The 22,580-nt window shown below is 60.0% G+C and carries 26 protein-coding genes; 17 read left to right on the forward strand and 9 right to left on the reverse strand.

The genetic code is table 11. The annotated features are described in order from the left end of the window. The first annotated feature begins 23 nt into the window (after nt 1–23). The 6 genes from ABQ278_RS11675 to ABQ278_RS11700 all read left to right on the forward strand — a co-directional run bounded on the left by ABQ278_RS11675 (nt 24) and on the right by ABQ278_RS11700 (nt 4,692). The gene (locus ABQ278_RS11675; protein WP_349319746.1) at nt 24–872 is read left to right on the forward strand and encodes a folate-binding protein; all 849 of its coding nucleotides are present in this window, start codon (nt 24–26) and stop codon (nt 870–872) included. Between the two features lie 42 nt (nt 873–914). Further along, nucleotides 915–1,499 (forward strand): DNA-3-methyladenine glycosylase I, encoded by a 585-nt coding sequence (locus ABQ278_RS11680; protein WP_349319747.1) that lies wholly within the window; start codon nt 915–917, stop codon nt 1,497–1,499. Between the two features lie 32 nt (nt 1,500–1,531). After that, nucleotides 1,532–2,077: a DUF805 domain-containing protein gene (locus tag ABQ278_RS11685; protein ID WP_349319748.1), complete on the forward strand. Its 546-nt coding sequence runs from the start codon at nt 1,532–1,534 to the stop codon at nt 2,075–2,077. Between the two features lie 31 nt (nt 2,078–2,108). After that, the gene (locus tag ABQ278_RS11690; protein ID WP_349319749.1) at nt 2,109–2,702 is read left to right on the forward strand and encodes a DUF805 domain-containing protein; all 594 of its coding nucleotides are present in this window, start codon (nt 2,109–2,111) and stop codon (nt 2,700–2,702) included. Nucleotides 2,703–2,752: 50 nt separating this feature from the next. Further along, the gene (locus tag ABQ278_RS11695; RefSeq protein WP_349319750.1) at nt 2,753–3,358 is read left to right on the forward strand and encodes a ribonuclease HII; all 606 of its coding nucleotides are present in this window, start codon (nt 2,753–2,755) and stop codon (nt 3,356–3,358) included. A 215-nt stretch (nt 3,359–3,573) separates the two neighbouring features. Then, nucleotides 3,574–4,692 carry a site-specific DNA-methyltransferase gene (locus ABQ278_RS11700; protein ID WP_349319751.1) on the forward strand — a complete coding sequence of 373 codons (1,119 nt, stop codon included), beginning with the start codon at nt 3,574–3,576 and terminating at the stop codon, nt 4,690–4,692. Nucleotides 4,693–4,770: 78 nt separating this feature from the next. Here the strand turns inward: ABQ278_RS11700 and ABQ278_RS11705 are convergent, their stop codons facing one another. Further along, nucleotides 4,771–5,139 carry an Imm50 family immunity protein gene (locus ABQ278_RS11705; protein WP_349319752.1) on the reverse strand — a complete coding sequence of 123 codons (369 nt, stop codon included), beginning with the start codon at nt 5,137–5,139 and terminating at the stop codon, nt 4,771–4,773. A gap of 10 nt (nt 5,140–5,149) precedes the next feature. Beyond that, a complete protein-coding gene (locus ABQ278_RS11710; RefSeq protein WP_349319753.1) occupies nt 5,150–6,343 on the reverse strand; it encodes an A/G-specific adenine glycosylase in 1,194 nt (397 codons plus the stop codon). Between ABQ278_RS11710 and ABQ278_RS11715 the strand changes: the two genes are divergently transcribed. The 11 genes from ABQ278_RS11715 (at nt 6,342) to ABQ278_RS11765 (ending at nt 16,203) form a co-directional block, all read left to right on the forward strand. Continuing rightward, on the forward strand, nt 6,342–6,926 hold the full coding sequence (locus tag ABQ278_RS11715) for a DciA family protein (protein WP_349319754.1): 585 nt from the start codon (nt 6,342–6,344) through the stop codon (nt 6,924–6,926). The two genes, ABQ278_RS11710 and ABQ278_RS11715, sit on opposite strands and share 2 nt — an antisense overlap. A gap of 127 nt (nt 6,927–7,053) precedes the next feature. After that, entirely contained in the window at nt 7,054–7,704 is a 651-nt protein-coding gene (locus tag ABQ278_RS11720; protein ID WP_349319755.1) for a thioredoxin domain-containing protein, read from the forward strand. A 30-nt stretch (nt 7,705–7,734) separates the two neighbouring features. Continuing rightward, a complete protein-coding gene (locus ABQ278_RS11725) occupies nt 7,735–8,376 on the forward strand; it encodes a thioredoxin domain-containing protein (protein WP_349319756.1) in 642 nt (213 codons plus the stop codon). Nucleotides 8,377–8,378: 2 nt separating this feature from the next. Further along, entirely contained in the window at nt 8,379–8,999 is a 621-nt protein-coding gene (locus ABQ278_RS11730) for a thioredoxin domain-containing protein (protein ID WP_349319757.1), read from the forward strand. Nucleotides 9,000–9,112: 113 nt separating this feature from the next. Then, a complete protein-coding gene (gene smc, locus ABQ278_RS11735) occupies nt 9,113–12,586 on the forward strand; it encodes a chromosome segregation protein SMC (protein ID WP_349319758.1) in 3,474 nt (1,157 codons plus the stop codon). 391 nt (nt 12,587–12,977) lie between these two features. Continuing rightward, the gene (locus ABQ278_RS11740) at nt 12,978–13,277 is read left to right on the forward strand and encodes an AtpZ/AtpI family protein (RefSeq protein WP_236621583.1); all 300 of its coding nucleotides are present in this window, start codon (nt 12,978–12,980) and stop codon (nt 13,275–13,277) included. Between the two features lie 44 nt (nt 13,278–13,321). Further along, the gene (locus ABQ278_RS11745) at nt 13,322–14,083 is read left to right on the forward strand and encodes a F0F1 ATP synthase subunit A (protein WP_349319759.1); all 762 of its coding nucleotides are present in this window, start codon (nt 13,322–13,324) and stop codon (nt 14,081–14,083) included. 44 nt (nt 14,084–14,127) lie between these two features. After that, complete coding sequence (locus ABQ278_RS11750) at nt 14,128–14,385, forward strand: F0F1 ATP synthase subunit C (RefSeq protein ID WP_018082119.1); 258 nt, start codon at nt 14,128–14,130, stop codon at nt 14,383–14,385. A 65-nt stretch (nt 14,386–14,450) separates the two neighbouring features. Further along, nucleotides 14,451–15,119, forward strand: a complete 669-nt coding sequence (locus ABQ278_RS11755; RefSeq protein WP_349319760.1) for a hypothetical protein — start codon at nt 14,451–14,453, stop codon at nt 15,117–15,119. 4 nt (nt 15,120–15,123) lie between these two features. Continuing rightward, nucleotides 15,124–15,618, forward strand: a complete 495-nt coding sequence (locus tag ABQ278_RS11760; RefSeq protein WP_349319761.1) for an ATP F0F1 synthase subunit B — start codon at nt 15,124–15,126, stop codon at nt 15,616–15,618. 153 nt (nt 15,619–15,771) lie between these two features. Then, nucleotides 15,772–16,203, forward strand: coding sequence for a hypothetical protein (locus tag ABQ278_RS11765; RefSeq protein WP_349319762.1), 432 nt, complete (start codon nt 15,772–15,774; stop codon nt 16,201–16,203). 49 nt (nt 16,204–16,252) lie between these two features. Here ABQ278_RS11765 and ABQ278_RS11770 read toward each other — a convergent pair whose 3' ends face one another. The 7 genes from ABQ278_RS11770 to gcvT all read right to left on the reverse strand — a co-directional run bounded on the left by ABQ278_RS11770 (nt 16,253) and on the right by gcvT (nt 22,543). After that, nucleotides 16,253–16,690, reverse strand: a complete 438-nt coding sequence (locus ABQ278_RS11770) for a hypothetical protein (protein WP_349319763.1) — start codon at nt 16,688–16,690, stop codon at nt 16,253–16,255. A 161-nt stretch (nt 16,691–16,851) separates the two neighbouring features. Then, nucleotides 16,852–17,175, reverse strand: coding sequence for a hypothetical protein (locus tag ABQ278_RS11775; protein ID WP_349319764.1), 324 nt, complete (start codon nt 17,173–17,175; stop codon nt 16,852–16,854). A gap of 201 nt (nt 17,176–17,376) precedes the next feature. Beyond that, entirely contained in the window at nt 17,377–17,781 is a 405-nt protein-coding gene (locus ABQ278_RS11780; RefSeq protein ID WP_018082125.1) for a PGPGW domain-containing protein, read from the reverse strand. 150 nt (nt 17,782–17,931) lie between these two features. Next, on the reverse strand, nt 17,932–19,464 hold the full coding sequence (gene gcvPB / locus ABQ278_RS11785; RefSeq protein WP_349322157.1) for an aminomethyl-transferring glycine dehydrogenase subunit GcvPB: 1,533 nt from the start codon (nt 19,462–19,464) through the stop codon (nt 17,932–17,934). A 17-nt stretch (nt 19,465–19,481) separates the two neighbouring features. Next, complete coding sequence (gene gcvPA, locus ABQ278_RS11790) at nt 19,482–20,822, reverse strand: aminomethyl-transferring glycine dehydrogenase subunit GcvPA (protein ID WP_349319765.1); 1,341 nt, start codon at nt 20,820–20,822, stop codon at nt 19,482–19,484. Between the two features lie 154 nt (nt 20,823–20,976). Further along, on the reverse strand, nt 20,977–21,342 hold the full coding sequence (gene gcvH, locus ABQ278_RS11795; RefSeq protein ID WP_018082128.1) for a glycine cleavage system protein GcvH: 366 nt from the start codon (nt 21,340–21,342) through the stop codon (nt 20,977–20,979). Nucleotides 21,343–21,406: 64 nt separating this feature from the next. Next, the gene (gene gcvT / locus ABQ278_RS11800) at nt 21,407–22,543 is read right to left on the reverse strand and encodes a glycine cleavage system aminomethyltransferase GcvT (RefSeq protein WP_349319766.1); all 1,137 of its coding nucleotides are present in this window, start codon (nt 22,541–22,543) and stop codon (nt 21,407–21,409) included. Nucleotides 22,544–22,580: the final 37 nt, after the last annotated feature.

Consider the following 22,580-nt stretch of genomic DNA (forward strand, 5'->3'; position numbering starts at 1 on the left):
GCTTATCAATGATTGACACACTCATGACACTCCAGATCAGTCCGCTTCCGCATCGCGCCCTTATAAAGGTTTTCGGCCCGGACTGGGCCAGTTTCCTAAAAGGTCTGTGCACCGCGCCCATCGACTCCATAGTCGAGCAGGTGACGACGGGGGACTTCCATAAACTGCATTACGGGGCTTTTTTGCGGCCCCAGGGGAAGATGATCTGCGACGCCCTGCTCCATGCCGTCTCTGCTGACGAAATCTGGCTCGATGTGCCGCTATCCGAACGCGATGAACTGCTGGCCAAACTTAACATGTACAAACTGCGCGCCAAGGTGGTGATCACAGCGCTGGATCATCCGGTGTTCGTGGCTTTCGGCGGCGATCTGCCAGAAGGCTTCTTGTTGGATTCCCGTGCATCAATCATTGATGATAACTTTGGATTTGCCTACACACCCCAGACCGCGACCGCTACGCCCGATGCGTGGCGCGCTTTCCGTTATACCCATACGCTCGGTGATCCGGGAGAGGATTTCAACAAGGATGAACTTTACGCCATCGACGCCAATCTCGATCTTTTGGGCGCCATCGATTTCCACAAGGGCTGCTATGTCGGGCAGGAACTGACATCGCGCATGAAGCGGCGCGGCCAGATCAAGAACCGTATCCTTGGATTCAGCTATACCGGCGCAGCCCCGGAAAAAGGCGCGGAAGTGCTGAACGCAGACAAGCGCGCCGGAGAGGTGCTGGCCGCAGCGGACGGCTATGGCCTGGCGTTGATGCGTATTGATCGCCGCGATGGCGACCTGACAGCCGGCGACGCCGCAATCAGGCTCAACATCTCCGCCTGGATCGCGCCACACCTGCCTGACATCTCACCTGACGCATGAAGTGCATCAACAAAAACGACATAGATACAGGAACCTGACCGTATGTGCGACAAGCCCCGCTGCCCATGGCCCAAGACCGATCCGCTCTACTGCGCCTATCACGATGAAGAATGGGGCGTACCGGAATTCGACTCGCGTGCGCTGTGGGAAAAGTTTGTGCTCGATGGCTTTCAGGCCGGCCTTTCGTGGATCACCATCCTGCGCAAACGTGATGCTTTCCGCGCCGCCTTTGCCGGTTTCGATCCTGAAAAGGTGGCCCGTTTCGATGACCGTGACATCGAGCGCCTGATGAACGATGCCGGCATTGTGCGCTCGCGCGCCAAGATCATCGCCGCCATCGACAGCGCCCGCATAACGCTCGATATGCGCGACAAAGGCACCTCGTTCACCGACTTTATCTGGGCCATTCAGGACGGCAAGCCGCAAGTCAATCATTACGCATGGGGGCAGATCCCGACCGAAACAAAAACGTCGCAAGAACTGGCTAAGCTGCTCAAAAGCAAGGGCTACAAGTTTTGCGGGCCGGTCATCGTCTACGCCTTCATGCAGGCCGTCGGCATGGTCAACGACCACACCGTCACCTGTTTCCGTCACGCCGAGGTTGCGGGCATGATGAAAAACAGTTAGCTTTTAGCTAAGATCAAAAGTTGGGGGATACCATGCCATTAATGTTTCAACCGCTCGCGCGCTATTTTGACTTTCAGGGCCGTTCGCGCCGTTCGGAATTCTGGCTTTGGTTCCTGTTCCAAGTCATTGTCAGCATTGTTTTCAACATTCTGAAAACCATCGTCGAGCCCGGCAACCCAATGGGGACAATCTTTGCTCTCCAAATGCTTTTCGCTTTGGCTATCCTCATCCCTAATATCGCTGTGGCCGTACGCCGTTTCCACGACATCAACCGTACCGGCTGGTGGTATGTCTTTCCGATTGTGGTGATGATTATTGCCGCCATCGTCTATTTTTCGGCCAATGGCGGTGCCTTTTTCAACGATATCCAGAAGTTCAGCCAGTTAGGCCCGAACCCGTCGCCCGATCAGGCCATGGCCGTCATGTCAGCCCTGATAGGCCCGATGTTGTGGATTTACCTGCCGACCCTCGCCGCTTCGATCGTTACCTTCGTGTTCAACGTGCTGGATGGCACGCCCGGGCACAATCGCTTCGGCCCCGACCCGAAAGGCCGTGGCGGCGACACCAGCGTTTTCTGATAAATTTTGCGTTCAGCCATAGGGGGCTTCGATGTCTAACGTACCTTTGATGTTTCAACCGCTGGTAAAATATGTCGATTTTCAGGGGCGTGCGCGCCGTTCGGAATTCTGGCTGTGGGTGCTGTTCCGCATTATCGTCGGAGCGGTGACCGGCACACTCAGCATGACGCTTATGTTCAGCGGCATGAACTTCCAGAACCCTGACCCGTCACAATTCATGGCGCGTTATTTTCAGGTCATGCCGCTCTTTCAGTTGATCAATCTGGCGCTGCTTTTGCCCACCCTTGCCGTAGCCGTGCGCCGCCTGCATGATATCAACCGTAGCGGCTGGTGGTTGATCATGCCCATAGCGGTAGCCATTGTGGGCTTCGTTCTGTTCATCATCATGTTCGGCACCCAGATTTTCTCCATGGCCGGCGGCTTCGACCATATGACGGAAGAGCAGAGTATCAATTTCGCGTTCGGTATGTTCGGCTCTCTGTTCCTGTGCATCTTCCTGCCGATCCTCATCTCCCAGATCGTCATGCTGGTCTTCTACTGCACTGACGGCACGCCGACGGCCAACCGCTTCGGCGCCGACCCCAAGGGCCGTGGCGTGATCGACACGCCTGAAGTGATGTTTTAATCCGCGGTTCACACAAGACAAGCCGGTCAAATCGCGATAAAGCGCGAGTCATGGCCGATTTCAGTTTTGAAACCTCCCTGACGGGGCGCATTTGCGGCGTCGATGAAGCCGGACGCGGTCCGTGCGCCGGCCCCCTGTGCGTGGCCGCTGTCATTCTCGATCCTGCGCGTCTGCCAGAAGGCATTGACGATTCCAAGGCCTTGACCGAAAAACGCCGCTTTGAGCTGGAACCGCTGATCAAGGAAGCCGCTATTGCCTGGTCGGTCATCACCATGACCGTCGAGGAGATCGACTGCCTGAACATTCTGGCCGCCACCATGGAAGGCATGAAGCGCGCCGTCGAGACGCTCGATCCGTGCGCCGATCACGCCCTGATCGACGGCAACCGTTGCCCGAAGATGGCCCTGCCCTCAACCGCCATCGTCAAGGGGGATTCTCTGTCGCTTTCCATTGCCGCCGCCTCGATCCTGGCCAAGACGGCGCGCGACCGCATCATGATCGAGATGGACATCGTCTATCCGCATTACGGCTTCAAAAAGCACAAGGGGTATCAGGCCGAGACGCACCTTGAGGCCTTGCGCCGTCACGGCCCCTCGCCGATCCACCGCACAAGCTGGTCCACGATACGTGAGCTAAGCCGGAACGCGACGGCTTAAGCAAGAAGCTCATACGCTCACGCCCCCCCTCCCCGGCAATCAGGGAGTTATAAGAACAAAACGGAATCAAAAGTGAGTTTTTTCGGACTCGCTTCAAAAAAAGCGAATCGCGCGATTCGTCATCATGGTTAATTTAACCCATCATTAACCGCAAAACGATTTTAGTCATTGGATTTAGGGACTTATCGCCCTCCAGTGTCAGAAGGATCTTCGTCTTGCGCAAATCGACCGCTCTTAAAATCTCGTCCGTTTCGCAGGCACCGCTGAAGCTCGACACCATCCACCTTGGCGAATGTGTAGAGGTGCTGAAATCCCTGCCTGACAACAGCGTCGATCTCGTTTTCGCCGACCCGCCCTACAACCTTCAGCTTGGTGGCGACCTGCTGCGTCCGGACAATTCCAAGGTCGATGCCGTCGATGACGACTGGGACCAGTTCGCCAGCTTCGAGGCCTATGACAAGTTCACGCGCGAATGGATGCGCGAATGCCGCCGCGTGCTGAAAGACGACGGCGCGATCTGGGTCATCGGCTCCTACCACAACATCTTCCGCCTGGGCGTCGCCATGCAGGACATGGGCTTCTGGGTGATGAACGACGTCATCTGGCGCAAGGCCAACCCCATGCCCAACTTCAAGGGCACGCGCTTCACCAACGCCCACGAAACCCTGATCTGGGCCACCAAGGCCAAGGGCCAGAAGCGCTATACCTTCAATTACGACGCCCTTAAGGCCTTCAACGAAGACACCCAGATGCGTTCCGATTGGTCGATCCCGCTGTGCACCGGCGATGAGCGCCTCAAGGACGAGAACGGCAACAAGGCCCACCCGACGCAAAAGCCGGAAGCCCTGCTCTATCGCGTCCTGCTGGCCTGCACCAAGCCCGGCCACGTTGTACTCGACCCCTTCTTCGGCACCGGCACCACCGGCGCCGCCGCCAAGCGCCTCGGCCGCCACTTCATCGGCATCGAGCGCGAAGAAAATTACCGCAAGGTTGCCAGCGAGCGTATCGCCCGCGTCATCCCGGCGACAGCCGAAGACCTGGCCGTCATGGGCTCCAAGAAATCCGAGCCGCGCGTGCCGTTCGGCGCCGTGGTCGAGGCCGGCCTGCTCCAGCCGGGCGACATTCTCTACACGCCCAAAGGCGATCGCTCCGCCCGTGTCCGCGCCGATGGCTCGCTGGTGCATGGCGAACTCAGCGGCTCGATCCACAAGATGGGCGCCATGATGGAACAGGCCCCGGCCTGCAACGGCTGGACCTACTGGCGCTTCAAGACCGACGCCGGCCTCAAGCCGATCGACGATCTGCGCTCGCGTATCCGCGCCGACATGAACTAGGCAGGGTCACGGCCCCTGCACCCAGATGTTTGAAAGCGCGGACGGTAACGTCCGCGTTTTTTTTTTATGGCTGATCAGTTAGGGGTTGCGCCAGGCTTCAACACTGACTGAAATATTGCGCGCAATAAAATAACCACCTGCCCCGAATGTGCTGTCCAGTTCCATGCGATAGCCTTCCGGAACTTCGGTGATAACCAAACCCATGAGCACATTCTGGTGGTTCCATTCCTCCAGTAATTGCTCGACAATATCCGTAAACGTAAAGGTCACCAGTGCGTGGCGTTCAAGGCGAAAATATCCTTTTTCATCGACCTCTGATGTCATATGCCACGCATGCAAACTTATCCTTGATGGCTCAGGACGCCGACGTAAATCTATGCTGACAACTTCGGCATCATGAAATCCGGATCTATAGCCGAACCATTCGATAACGGGCGTCCAATCCATACTGCGTCCTTCAAGCGTTTGAGCGAAATAAATCGGGAGTCGCTGGCAGGTCTTTCAGCTTCAGGGCCTTGGCGAAAACGGTCGGCAGGGCTTTTTCGTTCAACGGCAAAATCTGCCAGGCATTGTTAGCACGCAACATCGAGGCCGTCTCTTCATCCGACAGACGCCGCACCCAGACCTCTTGTGTCAGCGCAAAATGTGTAAAGACATGCTCATAACTGCCGGCGACAACCCACTTATCCTCCCCTGCTTGCGGGGGAGGTGTCGGCGCATCGTCGCCAACGGAGGGGGCATCCTTAGTAAGAGCGTTGCCCCCTCCGTCACGGAAACGCGCAAGCGCATTCCGTGCCACCTCCCCCGATACATCAGGGGAGGATGAAGATGCCCATTCCGTATGCGGCAAACCCAGCATCCCGCCCAGCAAACCCTTGTCAGCGCGGCGCTCGACCACCACGCCCTCGCCTGTCAGCATAACGAACACCACGCCATAACGACGTGGCTTGGGCGGCTTGGCGAGTTTGACCGGAAAGCGTTCCGGCTCGCCGCGCTCAAGCGCCAGACACGCCACTGCCAGAGGGCACTGATCGCAGACGGGCGATTTCGGCCGGCAGATCAGAGTCGCCATATCCATCAGAGCCTGCGGCCAGTCACCGGCGCGCTCAGGCGCAATCCACTGTGCTGCCGCCAGCCGGATATCGCTCTTCGCCGTCGGCAGAGGCGTGTCAATCGCATAGAGCCGCGTCATGATCCGTTCGATATTGCCATCGACCACATTGGCCGGCAGGTCAAAGGCGATCGCCGCCACCGCCGCCGCCGTATAGGGGCCAAAGCCCGGCAGCTTGAGCAGGTCCGCCTCGTTCGCCGGGAACAGCCCGTCGTAATCTCGCACAACCACCCGCGCACATTCCAGCAGGCGACGCGCCCGCGCATAGTAGCCAAGTCCCGCCCACTCGGCCATGACGCGGCCATCCTCCGCGGCGGCCAGATCGCGCACCGTCGGCCACAGGGTCAGAAACTTCTCATAATAGGGCGCAGCGTGCGGCACGGTCGTTTGCTGGAGCATGACCTCGGATAGCCAGACGCGATAAGCCTCACGCGCCCCCTGCCTCCAGGCCAGGGCGCGGCCATGGGCATCGTACCAATCGAGCAGGTCGCGCCGTAACCGCGAGACAAGCGCTTCATCCTTCAGTATAATCACAGTCATGAAACGCCCGTTACCATCCCTTGAAGACTTGCTTCGCATCCTGCGCACGACTTACACCAAGCGTATGCCCAAGGCACCGCCGCCGGTAAAGAAGCAGGTTCAGCCCCTGCTGAAAAGCCTGCAAACGCGCTTTGAACAGATGGATGATGGCACCGGCAAGCTGAAAAACCGCTGGACCGAGATTGTCGGCGAGTTTTTGAGCAAGCTGTGCGAGCCGGTGCGCATCATCAAGGGCCGGGCCGCCTCCAACAAACTCGGTGCCGGCCCGGCAACCGGTGGCGCCCTGGAACTGCGCGTCGCCAATTCCACCCACGCCACCTTGATCCTGCATCACGCCCCCACCCTGATCGATCGTATCAACCTGTTCCTAGGCAGCAAGACGGTCGAGCGACTGCGCATTATTCAGGGGCCGCTGGCCGTCCATAGCAAGGCCCCGCCGATCGCCCGCCCAAAACCGCTCAGCGCTCAGCAAGAACTTGGGCTTCAGCAGTCCCTTAGCGATGTCGAGGATGAAAAGGTGCGCAAGTCCTTGCTGCTGCTTGGCCGATCGATCCTGAAACGTCACAATATGAAGACGCCGTAAGGCCATAAAACGTCTATAATTGGCAAAAAATGCGATGCCATATTTACAGCGCAATCGAACGCTTTAAAAAGGCGACACACGCGACTCCTGACAGGAGCGCCTTTGTCATTATAAGTCGGGGTTCATTATGCATATTCTTTCCGGTAAGACCCGTCGCGGCCTTCTGACCGCCGCCGCTTTAGGCCTGGCCCTGGTCGCCACCGGCTGCAGCAAGGGCGGCTCGAAGACCGAGGTCGCACCCGATGAAATGTCGATGGGTTCCGCCACCGCGCCGATCACCCTGATCGAATACGCCTCCGTCGCCTGCCCGATCTGCGCGCATGTCAATGAAACGGTCATGCCGGAATTGCGCACCAAATATATCGACAAAGGCCTCGTGCGTTATGTCTATCGCCCGATGATGACCGGCGCCCCCACCGTGGCCGCCGCTGGCCACCTACTGGCCGAATGCGCCGGCAAGGACAAGTATTTCAAGGTTATCGACGCCGTCATGGCCGGCCAGAAGCAGATGTACGTCACCGGCGAGAACGATCAGAACGCGCGCCCGGTCCTGCTCGGCATCGCGCAATCGCTCGGCATGTCGGAAGCCGACTTCAACAAGTGCATTACCGATCAGGCGGCCTTGAAGCGTCTGAGCGACCTCAATGAAAAATACATGTCCAAGGACGGCATCAACGCGACGCCGACCTTTATCGTCAACGGCAAGGAAATGAAGCTGAAGAACGGCGACATCAGCGACTTCGACGCCGCTTTCAAGCCCCTGCTGGCCGGCAAGTAAGCCGTCATTTTCCCCTTACAGAGATACAATATGCAAACCCTGCTTCATAAAGTGCTTAAGGCTACCGGCGTCGCCGCCCTGATGGGCGCCGGCCTGCTGCTCGCAAGCTGCGGTGACAAGATCGCGCCGGTCGGCGATGGCGATATGAGCTTAGGTCCGGACAACGCCAAGGTCACGCTGATCGAATACGCCTCGGTGACCTGCGCCCACTGCGCCGAGTTCAACAAGGACGTCATGCCCGAACTGATGGCCAAGTACGTCACGCCCGGCAAGATCCGTTACGTTTACCGCGAGTTCCTGACCGAGCCGCGCGATGTTTCGGCCGCCGGCATCCTGCTGGCGCGCTGCTCCGGCAAGGCCAACTACTTCAAGGTCAATGACGCCCTCATGAAGGCGCAGGGCGAGATGTTCGGCGACGGCACCACCGCCAACGCCTTGCCGGTCATGCTGCGTATCGCCAAGTCGGTCGGCATTGATGAGAAGAGCTTCAACAAGTGCATCACCGATCCGCAAGGCCTGCTGCGCATCCAGGACAATGTCGACAAGTACGCCAAAGAAAACGACGTCATCGGCACACCGACCTTCTTCATCAATGGCAAGAAGTTCGAGCGCAAGACCGGCACGATCGCCGATTTCGACGAGGCCTTCGCGCCGCTGCTGGCAGGTAAGTAAGCATGAAAAAGCTGGGGATCGCGGTTATGGTTTTGGCTTTCGCGGCCGGCAACGTCATGGCGGCAGCGCCCGTCGCGGTGCCTGCTCTGGCCACCGTGACGCCGGCCGATCACGTGCTCGGCAACCCCAAGGCGCGCATCACCATCATTGAATACGGCTCCGTGGCCTGCCCGGCCTGCGCTCAGTTCAATGAAGCGGTCATGCCGCAACTCAAGGCGAAGTATATCGATACAGGCAAGGTGCGCTATGTCTTCCGCCCCATGCTGACCGGCGTCGGCACCATCGCCGTGGCCGGCACCCGTCTGGCCGAATGCGCCGGCAAGGACAAGTATTTCGCCGTCATCGACGCCATGATGCGCGGGCAGAAGGAATATTACGCCTGGGGTGAGAGCAATATCATCGCTCGCCCGGTTCTGGCGAAAATCGCTCAATCCTTCGGTTTCGATGAGGCGGCTTTCAATGCCTGCGCCGGTGACGCCAATGGCCTGCGCCAGTTGCAAAGCCAGCATACAGCGGCCCTAGATGCCGGCGTCCGCAGCACGCCGACCCTCTATGTCAACGGCAAGATACTTGAGCGCCACGAACTGGCCGATATCGAAGCCGCCATCGCCGCCGCGAAGTAAGCTCATCCACAGGAATTAACCCTGTTCCGCCCCAAAGTATCTTGACGCCCGCCTTCAGGCTATGAAGGTGGAAGAATTGTTCATGCGCGCCAAAAAGGCGAATTGGGTCACCCTTGCAGTTTCAGAAGATCAAGCTTTCGGGATTCAAGTCCTTCGTCGATGCGACCGAGTTTCGCATCGATCCGGGCCTGACGGGCATAGTCGGTCCGAACGGCTGCGGCAAGTCGAACCTGCTGGAAGCTTTGCGCTGGGTGATGGGCGCCACCTCCGCCAAGGCCATGCGCGGCTCCGGCATGGACGATGTGATCTTCGCCGGCTCGGATAAGCGCCCGTCGCGCAACTGGGCCGAAGTGACGCTCACTATCGATAATGCTGATCGCCTGGCGCCGCAGCCCTTTACCGATCAGCCTGTGCTTGATGTCGCCCGCCGCATCGACCGTGGCGCGGGGTCTTCGTACAAGATCAACGGCAAGGAAGTGCGCGCCCGCGATGTGCAGCTTCTGTTTGCTGATGCCTCGACCGGCGCCAATTCGCCAGCCCTCGTCCGTCAGGGGCAGATTTCCGAACTGATTGCCGCCAAGCCGCAAAATCGCCGGCGCGTGCTCGAAGAAGCCGGTGGCGTATCCGGCCTGCACACCCGCCGTCACGAAGCCGAACTGCGCCTGACCGCGGCCGAATCGAACCTGTCGCGCCTTGACGATATCGCCCGCGAACTCAACTCGGCCCTCTCGCGCCTAAAGCGCGAGGCCCGTCAGGCTGACAAGTACAAGAAGATTTCCGCCGAAATCCGCGCCCTGCAGAAAGCCATTCTACATGCCAAGTGGCTGGAAGTGCGCGCCCTGCTCGAAGGTGCGGTCAGCGACATGCAGGACCAGAGCCTGCGCGTCGAGGCCACCGCCCGCGCCGCTGCCGTGGCGCAAACCGTGGCGCTGAAAGCCGCCGAGAGCATCCAGCCTTTGCGCGAAGAAGAGGCTGTGGCCGCCACGGTCATGCACCGTCTCAATATCGAGAAAGAGCGTCTCGACCTTGAGGAAAAGCAGGTCGCCAGCGAGATCGAGCGCCTGAAGGCGGATATCGCCCGTCTGCGCAGTGATTTCCAGCGTGAGATCGACCTGTCGTCGGATGGCTCGGTGCAGGTCGAGCGCCTGCAATCGGGTCTGACGCGGGTGCAGGAGGAAATCGCCAGCGCTCCGTCGCGTGAACCGGAATTGAAACGCGCCGTTGAGGACGCCGAAGCCGAACGCGTCAATGCCGATCAGGCGATTGAAGCGATCGCCGCCGAGCAGGCGGCTCAGATCGAGCGTCAGCGGCTGGAAGCGTCGCGCCTCGGCGAGGCCAAGTCGCGTTTCGACCGCCTGAGCCAGCAGTTGCTGTCCGAGCAGAATGACCGCAAGGCCTTGGGCACCTTCGATTACAGCGCGCTCGATGGCCTGAAAACGCAGGCCACGGCGGCGCAAAGCGATCTCGACGTCGCCCGCAAGGTGGCCGAGGAACTGGAAACGGCGCGCCCTGCCCTCGCCAACACCGAAGCTCAGGCGCGCAAGGCCATGCGCGAGATCGAGGACCAGCTTGGCCGCCTGACCGCCGAGGCGCGCGGCCTGTCGCAGATCCTGACCAGCGTGCGCAAGGACGGAGCGCCCGTTCTGGATGCCGTGCGACCTGACAAGGGCTATGAACTGGCCCTGGCCGCGGCGCTCGGTGATGACCTCAATCTCAGCCTGTCGAAGAAAGACGTCCAGACAGCGCTGGCCTTCTGGAGCGACGATTTCGAAAGCAAGGCCAAGGCGATAGACATGGCCGCGCTCGGCGTGGCGCCATTGAGCCAGAATGTCCGCGCCCCGGCGGCGCTCAGTCTTCGCCTCTCCACCATCGGCGTGGTGTCGCGCGAAGATGGCGACCGCCTGCACAGCCAGTTACCCATCGGCGCACGTCTGGTCTCCCAGGAAGGCGATTTGTGGCGCTGGGATGGTCTGATCGTTCGCGCCAAGGCGCCGAAGCCGGCGGCTGTCCGTCTGGCTCAGCGCACCCGTCATGATGAACTCGAAAACGAGATCGACGCTCTCAAGCCGAAGATGGCCGGGGCGAAAGACACGCAAGCCGCAGCCGCCGAAGCCCAGCGCGGCCATGAAGACCATTTGCGCACTGCGCGCAACCGCCTGCCTGATCTGGAGCGCAACGCGCGCAACCGCCAGAACGATCTGGAAACGCGCCTGCGTGCCCAAACGCAGTTCGAGGCCCGGCTGGAGGCGCTCGACGCCACCCTCGCCCGCCTGACCAGTGAACACGGCGAGGCGAAGGCGGCCTATGAAACCGTGCTGGCCAGCCAGTCCGGCGCGCTTGATAATGAAGGCATGAAGGCGCGCCTCAATGACGCCCGTGCCCTGGCCGATACCCACCGTCAGGCCGTCATGCGCGCCCGCGCCGACCTCGATCAGGATGCTCGCGACCGTCAGGCGCGCGAAGGCCGCGAACGCACTCTGACGCGCGAACTTACCGAGTGGTCGCGCCGCACGCAGGATTCGGCCGCCCGTCTGGTCAAGCTGGAAAAGGATCAGGAAACCGCGCGTGTCGCGCTGGAAAACGCCCAGTCGGCGCCGCGTGAGTTTGAGAGCAAACGCATCACGCTGGTCAATTCGCTGCAGACCGCTGAAAAGCGCCTCAGCGAAGCGCGTGACAAGCTCAATACCGCCGAGGCTGAACGCAGGGACGCCGATATCGATGTGCGCGGCCGCGAACAGGAAGCCTCCGCCGCTCGTGAAGAACGCGCCGGCGCGCAGGCCCGTCTGGAGGCCATCCAGAACAAGGCCGCTGAGATTGAGGCCGTCATCCTCGATCAAACGCAAGGCACGCCGGACGAACTCGGCAAGCGCCTCAAGGAAGAAGCCATCGCCACCCCGACCGATGCCTCCGGCGCGGAATCCCTGCTCTCCGGCCTTGAACGCGAACGCGATCAGCTCGGCGCCGTCAATCTGCGCGCCGAAGAAGAAGCCACCGAATACGAAGGCCGCCTCGATACGCTCAGCCGTGAACGTGCCGACCTGACCACGGCCATCGCCAAGCTGCGCGACGGCATCGACGAACTCAATGCCGAAGGCCGCGAACGCCTACTGGCCGCCTTCGAGATCATCAACGAACACTTCAAGACCCTGTTCGTCTCGCTGTTCGATGGCGGCTCTGCCGAGTTGCGCCTGGTCGAATCGGACGATCCACTCGAAGCCGGTCTGGAAATCTTCGCGTGCCCACCGGGTAAGCGTCTCTCCACCATGAGCCTGATGTCGGGCGGTGAGCAGGCCCTGACGGCCACGGCGCTGATCTTCGGCGTCTTCCTCGCCAATCCGGCACCGGTCTGCGTGCTCGACGAAGTCGACGCCCCACTCGATGACGCCAATGTCGATCGTTATTGTCGCCTGCTGGCCGAGATGCGCGAACGCACCAAGACGCGCTTCATCACCATCACCCACAATCCGGTCACCATGTCGCGCATGGACCGTCTGTTCGGCGTCACCATGTCCGAACGCGGCGTGTCGCAACTGGTCAGCGTCGATCTGTCGCAGGCGGAAGCTTTGGTCGCGGAACATGTGGTGTAAGAAAAACGCCGACGGTGGGGCGACCTAAGGCTTCCTCATTTTTATCAAGGCGAATAGACGCGCAAACGTGCGCTGCGCGCGGTCGTACTTGCCAAATGTCACGAAGACATTTGGAAGGAGTTTAAGGAAACACCGGACTTAGCATTTCAAAGTATGTGGCGCGCCATCCCACTTTACCTCGTAACGGAACGCTATAGTTAAGCAGGATAATCTTGCCTGACGCAGGAAATTCTTCGAGTTGCCACACCTGACAGCGCTGTTTCCCATTTATTTTCAAACAACTCCGATTTGTGCCGCGCAATTGCTTGACCTTTGGGAGTCTCTTGAGTAGGTTCCGCGCCGTTCGGAGCCGGATTAACACTCATGTTATTCCGCCTGCCAGGTGCTGAACGTGACAGATGAACCACCCGATACGTCCTCGGATCAAGATGAACTGAAGGACCTCGACAAGCGGCTGAAGGCGATCGAAGCGCGCAAGCGCAAGACGCAGGATCACAGCGGTGAAGTCGGCGCCAACAAGGGCTATCAGGCTCTGGGCGAGTTACTGGGAGGCATACTGGGCGGTTTGGGGCTCGGCTGGCTCAGTGATGAATATCTTCACACGCGACCGTGGGGAATCATCATAGGTGGCATTCTGGGTATGATTGTGGCGGTCTATGCGGTCGTTAAATCAAGCCAGGACAAAGACTAATATGCTCCGCCGGAGCTGACATTGACGAAGAGGTTTTAAGGCTTATGGCCGATCCGTTACACCAGTTTAAGATTGAGACCGTCGTTGCAGGCCCCGTCTTCCAAGTCGGCGGAGTCCATGTCGATCTCTCACTGACCAATTCGGTGCTGGCCATGCTGATCGCCGTCGGCCTGACCGTGCTGTTCTTCGCCCTGACTACCGCCCGCGCCAGCATCATTCCGGGCCGCGGACAGGTGATGGCGGAGGGCATTTTCGGCCTGATCGACGATCTGACCGAATCCATCATCGGCCACGACGGTAAGAAATTCCTGCCCTATGTCCTTACGCTGTTCTTGTTCATCCTGAGCTGTAACCTCGTCGGCATGTTCACCTATTTCACGGCCACCTCGCAGGTCGCCGTCACCCTGACGCTCGCCGCCATGACGATTATCCTGGTTTTGGCCGTTGGCTTCATCCGCAATGGCCTTGGCTTCTTCAAGATGTTCGTGCCGTCCGGCGTGCCTTGGTACATTCTGCTGGTGCTGGTGCCAATCGAAGTCATCGCCTTTATCATGCGCCCGGTGACGCTTACACTGCGGTTGTTCGGCAACATGCTCGGCGGTCACATTGTCATGAAGGTCTTTGCCGGCTTTATCGTCACCGGCCTGACCCTCGGTGGCCTCGGTGTCGGCATCGGGCTCCTGTCGCTCTCCACCATCGTGGCGTTGACGACCCTCGAATTCCTGGTCGCTTACCTGCAAGCCTTCGTGTTCGCGGTTCTGACCTGCGTATATCTCAGTGACGTGGTCAATATCGGCCACCACTAAGTTCTTTTTTCTCAGTCTCTAATCCATCAATCGGAGTTACCCCAATGGACGCACAATCCGCAACCCTCATCGCCGGCGGCCTTAAGTACATCGGCGCTGGCCTGGCCACGCTCGGCATGATCGGCGCCGGTATCGGCCTCGGCATCCTGTTCGGCAACTACTATGTCGGCGCCCTGCGCAACCCTTCGGCTGCCAAGACCCAGCAAACCAACCTCTTCATCGGCATGGCGCTGACCGAAGCCCTCGGCATCTTCGCCTTCGTTATCGCGCTGCTGATCCTCTTCGGCAACCCGCAACTCTAATATTGAAAAACTGCTTTCCGGCATGGGCTTCTCCATGCCGGACATAGGTTTCTCAAGGATAGAATATGACAGCCGCAACCTCACCAGAGGCCAATTTATCTGCTGACGACGCCTCCGGCGCTTCGTTTTCGGCTACGCCGAGCGTGACCACGGTTGCGTCTCTGGTGCCGCTGAACAACGCCGAAGCGCTCGCGCACGATGCCCATGCCACCACCGAAACGGTTGGCACGGAAGTGCATCATGCCGAGGAAGGTGGTCTGCCACAGTTGAATACCGATCACTGGGCCGGACAGATCGTCTGGCTCGTGGTTATCTTCGCGATCTTCTACCTGCTGATGGCGAAGGTGTTCACGCCCCGCCTGCGCAATGTGATCAATACGCGCGGCTCCACCATCGCCGAAGACCTGGCCAACGCCCGCGCGAACCGCGACGAAGCCGAAGCCCAGGCCAAACAGGCCGCCGCCGAAACCGCCGAAGCCCATACCGCCGCGCGCAAGCTGGCGGCCGAGGCCCTGGCGCGCTCCAACGCCGAAGTCGCAGCCGCTACGGCGGTTGAGGACGAGAAGCTGAACAAGCGTCTCGGTGAAGCTGAGGTGCGTATCCGCGGCCAGCGTGATGCAGCCATGGCTCATGTCAGTGACATTGCCTCGGAAACCGCTTCGCTCCTGGTCGAAAAGCTGACCGGCAAGGCGGCGACCGCCGCTGCGCTTAAAGCCGCTATCGGAAAGGTCTAGGAACATGATGGAACAAATCGGAGAGCCGGAATTTTGGGTCCGCGCCGCCTTGGTCATCTTCTTCCTGATCCTGGTCGTGGCCAAGGTGCCCGGCAAGCTCTGGACCTCGCTTGGTGATACCGGCAAGGCCGTTCGCGCCGAACTCGATGAGGCCGTCCGCATCCGTCAGGAAGCGACCGACCTGCTCAACTCGATCAAGGCCCAGCGCCTGTCCGCTGAAGCCAAGGCCCGCGAGATCATCGCGTTCGCCGAGGAAGAGGCCGTCCGCATGGCCGCCGAAGCCCGCGCCAAGCTGGAAGACACGATCAAGCGCCGCGAAGCCCTCGCCGAACGCAAGATCGCTCAGGCCGAAGCCAACGCCACGGCGGACGTCAAATCGGCTGCGGCCGATCTGGCGGCGCAACTGGCCGAGCAGGTTCTGCTCGATCAGGTCGCCAAGGCCAAGACGGACATGCAGGTCGACAAGGCCATCGGTCAACTCGAAGGCCGCTTCAACTAGGCAGGGACAGGTCCCTGCACCCATAACTCGACAACGTTTGTTGAGAGGTTGGTGGGTTTGATTGTTACTATTAAAAGGTCCGGAGTTCGCGCTCCGGGCCTTTTTCTGTGTAGAGGCTTTTCTTACATCCCGCGCTCTGCTCATGATACAGCCATGAACGCACCGATTCCCATACTGATGACCGACGAGCAGGTTTTACCTCTGCTAGGCAGGATCATAGGCCGCGGCGTCAACCGTACGGTTTACGACTGGATCGGCCGCGACGATGTGGTCATCAAGGTGCAGAATCGCCTGCCCTGCCGCGCCAACTATACCGAGTGGTTGCTCTATAACCAGATGCGCGGCGCACCTGCCCTGAAGACACTGTTCGCCCGTGTCTGGGCGCTGAGCGATACGGGCCACTATCTGGTCATGGAACGGCTTGCGCCTCTTCCGGAAGACGCCCTCCTGCCGCCCTTCCCAACCTTCCTGACTGATCGCAAGCGTGAGAATTTCGGCCTGTCACCAGCCGGAGTTAAGTGCCTGGACTATAGCGAAATCGATCTGGCGAGCACTCTTATTCGGGCTCCTTTCACAGACACATAGAAAAAGCCCTGTGGCGAACCACAGGGCTTTTTCAGATTACTTGGGCTTGTTAGGCCGTGCGCGGCTTGTGGCGAAACTTGCGACGCATACCGACCAGCATACCGCGTCCTCTCAGGAAGATGCGCTCGAACTTGAGCACCTGTTGCCAGAAGACCGAGGCGACCTGCGGATTGCGACGCAGGAGCTTGCGCAGCGGCATGATCCAATTGGGGTGGCGACGCTTGAGATGGATAAACTGACGACGCGCCCAGAAGGCATTCCGCAGCACCAGGATAAGGCCGACAACGACAAGGAAGTAGTGACCGGGCACGATGATCAGCAGGAAGCCCGCCGCCATCAGAACGAAGCCGAGCGCCATCAGAAGCCAGCCGAGCACCTTCTTGCTGAAGCGCTTGATGGCGCGCTTCGCCGAACGCCAGCTACGGGCGTCGGGTTTCATGACGATCAGGGATTTCTGCGGCGCACCGGCGCCATTTTCACTCGACATATCTAACCGGGCGCCTTGTCACGCCGTCACAACTCTAAATTTTTGCACCGCAACATCAGCGCCTGAACCCTCATATGGAGAGCGTTTGGGGCAATGTAAAGGCACGTCCTGAATATCCCGTGAATGTGGATAAAAATTAATTTCCCTGCATCAGCAGGTGATCAGGCGGCGTCTTCTGACGCGCGCGAGAAACGGTTTTTGAAGAGCGATTTCACGCCCTGACGCGCACGGTACATGAAGCGAAACCGCTTCGGCATCACGCCGCGTTCGACCCGAAGCCCCTGCAGCCAGACCAGAGAAATGATCTTGGCGCCGGGTCGCAGCATGGTCCGGACAGGGCGCAACCACTTCGGGTGCGCCTTCACCAGCTTCACAAATTGGCGCTTGATCCACACCGAACTGCGTAGCAACAGGATCAGGCCAAACAGCACGAACGGCACGCCGACAGGCCCCGGCAAAGGCGCCAGGACGACGCCGAAGGCCATGAGAACCATCCCCGCCAAACTCATCAGTAATTTAAGAAGTATTGCCATCATCTCTTCCGGCGCGGACAGATCACCCGTGCCAACCTTACGCTTGTGCCATCACATGTTTTTTTGCCGCGATCGCGGTACGAGGCCTATATAGGGATATCAGCGTTAAGAAACGATGCGGCGAGAGGCCACAACACCTGATTTCGCCATCACTTAATATGACAACTGTTTGCGCGGCTTGTGACCTGGCTCAGCCTTGGGCGTGGGTTTACGTCGGCGATTGCGTAGGATCGTCCGTATGTCATGGCGAAAACCGTACATGAAACGGCGCTTCTTGGGCAGCAAACGGCGCTCCAACCGCAGGGTATGCAGCCACATCATGGCGACCACCTTGGCACCCGGTCGCAACAGGGCGCGCACGGGCTTCAGGATTTTCGGATGCTTCCTGACCTGACGCATGAAAAGCCGCTTCACCCACATCGAGCTTTTGAGCAGGATGATCAGGCCCAGCAAGATAACAGGTACGCCAAAGGGTCCCGGCAGTGGCGTGATGATAACCCCGATCACCATCAGGAGGATGCCAGCGACACTCATCAGCAGTTTGGCGATAATGGTCATACTCATCATATAGGGACAGGCGGCTTCCTCAGCCACCCGTCCCTATATCGACAGAGCATAAATTTACAAGCGGGAAATCCCGCCCATATTGCGCCCAGAGCTTTGCGCGCTTTTGGATCCGAAAAGTGCGTCACACTTTTCGGAAAGCGCTTAGGTATAAGACAACCGCGGCGCACGGGCGGCGCGGGTCTCATCGAGGCGCTTGGCGGGCGCCAGGTAAGGCGCGCCCTTGAAGCGGGCCACATCACCGGCTTTAGCGGCTTGCGCCAAGGCACGAAGCACGGCGATGAAGCCGTCCAGCTCGTCCTTCAATTCGGTCTCTGTGGGCTCGATCAGCATGGCACCATGGACGACCAGCGGGAAGTACATGGTCATAGGGTGGAAGCCCTCGTCGATCATCGCCTTGGCGAAGTCGAGCGTGGTCACGTCCGTGCCTTCCAGCCAGTGATCGTCGAACAGCGCTTCGTGCATGCACGGCCCCTCAGGGAACGGCACGCTCATCAGATCCTGCAGGGAGGCCTTGATGTAGTTGGCGTTGAGCACGGCGTCCTCAGCGACCTGGCGGAGGCCATCCGAGCCGTGGCTGAGCATGTAGGTCAGGGCGCGGATAAACATCCCCATCTGGCCGTGGAAGGCGCACATGCGGCCGAAGTTTTGAGCCGATACACCTTCATCATGCTCGACCAGATCGAAGCCCGAATCGTGGGAAACCACCCAGGGCTTGGGCGCGAAAGGTGCCAGCGCCTCGGACAGCACCACCGGACCGGCGCCCGGACCGCCGCCGCCGTGGGGCGTCGAGAAGGTCTTGTGCAGGTTGATGTGCATGGCGTCGACCCCGAGATCACCCGGACGGACCCGACCGACAATGGCGTTGAAGTTCGCACCATCGCAATAGAAATAGGCACCGGCCTCGTGGGTCAGACGGGCGAACTCGACGATATCGCGCTCAAAAAGTCCGCAGGTATTGGGGTTGGTCACCATGATGGCGGCGACATCGGGACCGAGCTTCGAGGCCAGGTCAGCCACATCGACGCGGCCATCGGCTGTCTGGGCCACTTCCTTGACGGTGTAGCCGACGAAGGCGGCTGTGGCGGGGTTGGTGCCGTGGGCGGAGGTTGGCACCAGCACGGTGCGGCGATGCCCCTGCCCCTTGGCCTCGTGAGCCGCCTTGATGGCCAGCAGGCCGCACAACTCGCCGTGCGCGCCGGCTTTCGGCGTGATGGCGACGGCGGGCATGCCCGTGAGCACTTTAAGCCAATGCGACAGCGTATCCATCAGCGCCAGCGCGCCCTGCACGGTCGAGACCGGCTGCAGCGGGTGGATATCACCGAGCCCCGCCACGCGCGCCATCTTTTCGTTGAGGCGCGGATTGTGCTTCATGGTGCAGGAACCGAGCGGATAGAGCGCCAGATCGATGGCGTGATTCTTCTGCGACAGGCGCACATAGTGACGCATGGCTTCCGGCTCAGTCAGGCCGGGCAGCGACAGGTCAGAGCGCAGCAAGCCATCGAGATCAGCGGCATTGATCTCGACATCGGCGAAATCGACGCCAGTGCGGCTGTAATCGTCTTTTTCGAAGATCAGCTTTTCGGATTGCAGCAAGCCCTTGCCACCGAGCAGGCTCTTGAACGAGGTGGCCTCTACGTTGATTTCAGGGGCGCTTGGACGGCCAACGGAATTCATTTTAGGTAAATCTTGGGTCATTGGGCGACCTCCTTAAGCGTGGCGACAAGGGTAGCGATATCTGCGTCCGAAACAGTTTCGGTGACAGCGACGATCAGGTGGTTTTCGAAGCCGGGCTCATTTTGCAGACGGGCGAAGGGCACGCCGCCAAGGACGTTCTTAGCCGCCAAAGCCTCCACAACCGCAATGGCAGGTTTTGCCAGCTTGACCGTGAATTCGTTGAAGAAACGCGGTGTCACCACCTCAAAGCCGGAGGTTACCAGTTGATCCCTGGCGGCGTGGGCCTTGGCGTAATTGATCTTCGCCACACGTTGCAGGCCGGTCTGGCCGAGCAAGCTCATGTGGATGCTGAAGGCCAGCGCGCACAGACCTGAATTGGTGCAGATATTCGACGTCGCCTTATCGCGACGGATGTGCTGCTCGCGGGTGGAGAGCGTCAGCACGAAACCGCGCTCGCCATCGGCATCGACCGTCTCGCCGCACAGGCGGCCGGGAAGTTGGCGCAGATACTTTTCCTTGGCGGCGAAAAGCCCGACATAGGGACCGCCGTAGGACAGCGGCACACCGATCGACTGGCCTTCGACGGCCACAACATCGGCGCCCATTTCGCCGGGCGATTTGAGCAGGCCGAGCGACATCACCTCAGTGACAACCACAATCAGCAGGGCACCGGCGGCCTGGGCCGCCTTGGCGATCTCGGTGACGTCGGTGGCCGTACCGAAGACGTTCGGTGTCTGGACGACGACGCAGGCCGTGTTGGCATCGATATGTTGCAGCACGTCCGCTTCGTTATCGACGGCGACGGCGCAGGCTTCGGTCTCGATACCAACGGCGTGCGCCAGGGTCTCGACCGTTTCACGGTAGTGCGGGTGCAGGCCGCCGGAGAGCACGGCCTTGTTGCGCTTGGTCACGCGGGTGGCCATCAGCACGCCTTCGGCGGCCGCGGTCGAGCCGTCATAGAGCGACGCATTGGCCACCGGCATGCCGGTCAGGCGAGCCACCTGGGACTGAAACTCGAACAGCACCTGCAGGGTGCCCTGCGCGATTTCCGGCTGATACGGCGTATAACTGGTCAGGAATTCCGAGCGCTGGATGATGTGATCGACCGTCGCCGGGATATGGTGGCGATAGGCGCCGGCGCCGACAAAGAACGGCACCTTGGCCGGGCTGACATTCTGGTCGGCGAAGGCGTTCAGTTGCGCCTCCACTTCCAGTTCGCCGGTGAACTTCGGCAGATCGACCGTGCCCGAGCGGCGGGCCAATTCCGGCACGTCGACGAACAGGGCATCGACGCTATCGACACCGATCTTTTCCAGCATGGCGGCGCGATCGCCGTTGCTCAAGGGGAGATATCTCATTGTAAATTCCTGCACTTTATCCCCTCCCCCCGTTTACGGTGACAGGGCTAGGGTGAGGGGCAATTCCACCGTCTGTAGGCCCCTCACCCGGCTTGCAAGCAAGCCACCCTCTCCCCGCAAGCAGGGAGAGGGGGAGACGGGCAGCCCCAATAATTTAAAGAGTTGCCAGATAGGCTTCGTATTGTTCACGGTCCATCAGACCATCGAGTTCCGAGGCATCGGCCAGCTTGATCTTGGCGATCCAGCCGCCGGCTTCCGGCACAGCATTGATGGTTTCCGGCGCGCCCGTCAGGCTGTCATTGGCCTCGATCACTTCGCCCGATACCGGCGCGTAAACGTCCGACGCCGCCTTGACGCTCTCGACCACGGCGAAGCTGTCACCCTTCTTCAGCACCTTGCCGACCTCCGGCACTTCGACGAACACGACGTCGCCCAGCGCTTCGGCGGCATACAGCGTGATACCGACAAAGGCTTCATTGCCGGTGATGGAAACCCATTCATGATCTTTGGTGAACTTCATGATTTTGATCCTTTTTAAGTTGCGCTACCGCCGTGTGACGGTCCAATCCGCTGCTTGAGCGCGGTTAAGCTTTAGGTTTGCGGTGATAGCCGTTAGCGACGAACGGCAAGGAGACGATTTCAGCGGCGTAAGGCTTGCCGCGGGTTTCCAGTTTCAGCCTGGTGCCGATGGCCGAGGCGTGCGGCGGCACATAGCCCATGGCGATGGAGTAACCGAGCGATGGCGACGGCACACCAGAGGTGACCACCCCCAGATCAGTGCCATCCTCGCTCAGGATCTTGGCGCCTTCGCGGGCGGGCGGGCCTTCGAGAACGCGGATAGCGACGCGGACACGCTCCAGCGCACCATCAAGCTGCGCTTTCAGGCGGTCGATGCCCTTGATGTCGCCGCGCGTCAGGCGCGACTTGTTCATGGCGAAACCAAGATTGGCCTCAGCCAAGGTGTAGCCGGCGTCCATTTCATGACCATAGAGCGGCATACCGGCTTCAAGGCGCAACGAATCGCGCGCGCCAAGGCCGATCGGCTTCACAATGGGGTTGCTCAGCAGTTCGTCCCACAGGTCGCCGACACGCGCGGCCGGGAAGCTGATCTCGAAACCATCCTCGCCGGTATAGCCGGAGCGCGAGATATAGGCGACCTCACCGAGCAACTTGAAGGTGCCACATTCCATGAAGTACATTTCGGTCGCGGCCGGGCAGAGATCTTTCATGACGTCCTTGGCCTTGGGGCCTTGCAGCGCCAGCAGCGCGCGGTCACTCAGGACTTCAAACTCGACATCGGCGCCGCTTTCATTGTCAGCGATAAAGTCGGCGATGATATCGAAATCCTGATCCTTGCAGGCGGCATTGACCACCAGCATGAAGCCTTCGGCTTCGGGACGTGAGACCATCCAGTCGTCGAGAATGCCGCCCTCGTCATTGAGCAGCAGAGAGTATTTTTGCTTGCCTTGGGGCAGTATGGAGAAATCGGTCGGGGTCAGGGTTTCCAACACGGCCACGGCACCTTCGCCGGTCATGCGCGCCTGGCCCATGTGCGACACGTCGAACAGGCCGGCCTCGGCGCGGGTCCATTTGTGCTCGGCCAGCACGCCTTCGTATTTCACTGGCATATTATAGCCGGCGAAGGGCACCATCTGGCCACCGAGAGCAACATGGCGGTCGAAAAGCGGGGTGAACTGGAGTTCGGAATCGGAGTCGGACATATGGCTTCACTCAAAACAGGGGTGACGTTGGGTCGTT

This window comes from Asticcacaulis sp. MM231, assembly GCF_964186625.1.
In the GTDB taxonomy this organism is placed as follows: Bacteria; Pseudomonadota; Alphaproteobacteria; order Caulobacterales; family Caulobacteraceae; genus Asticcacaulis.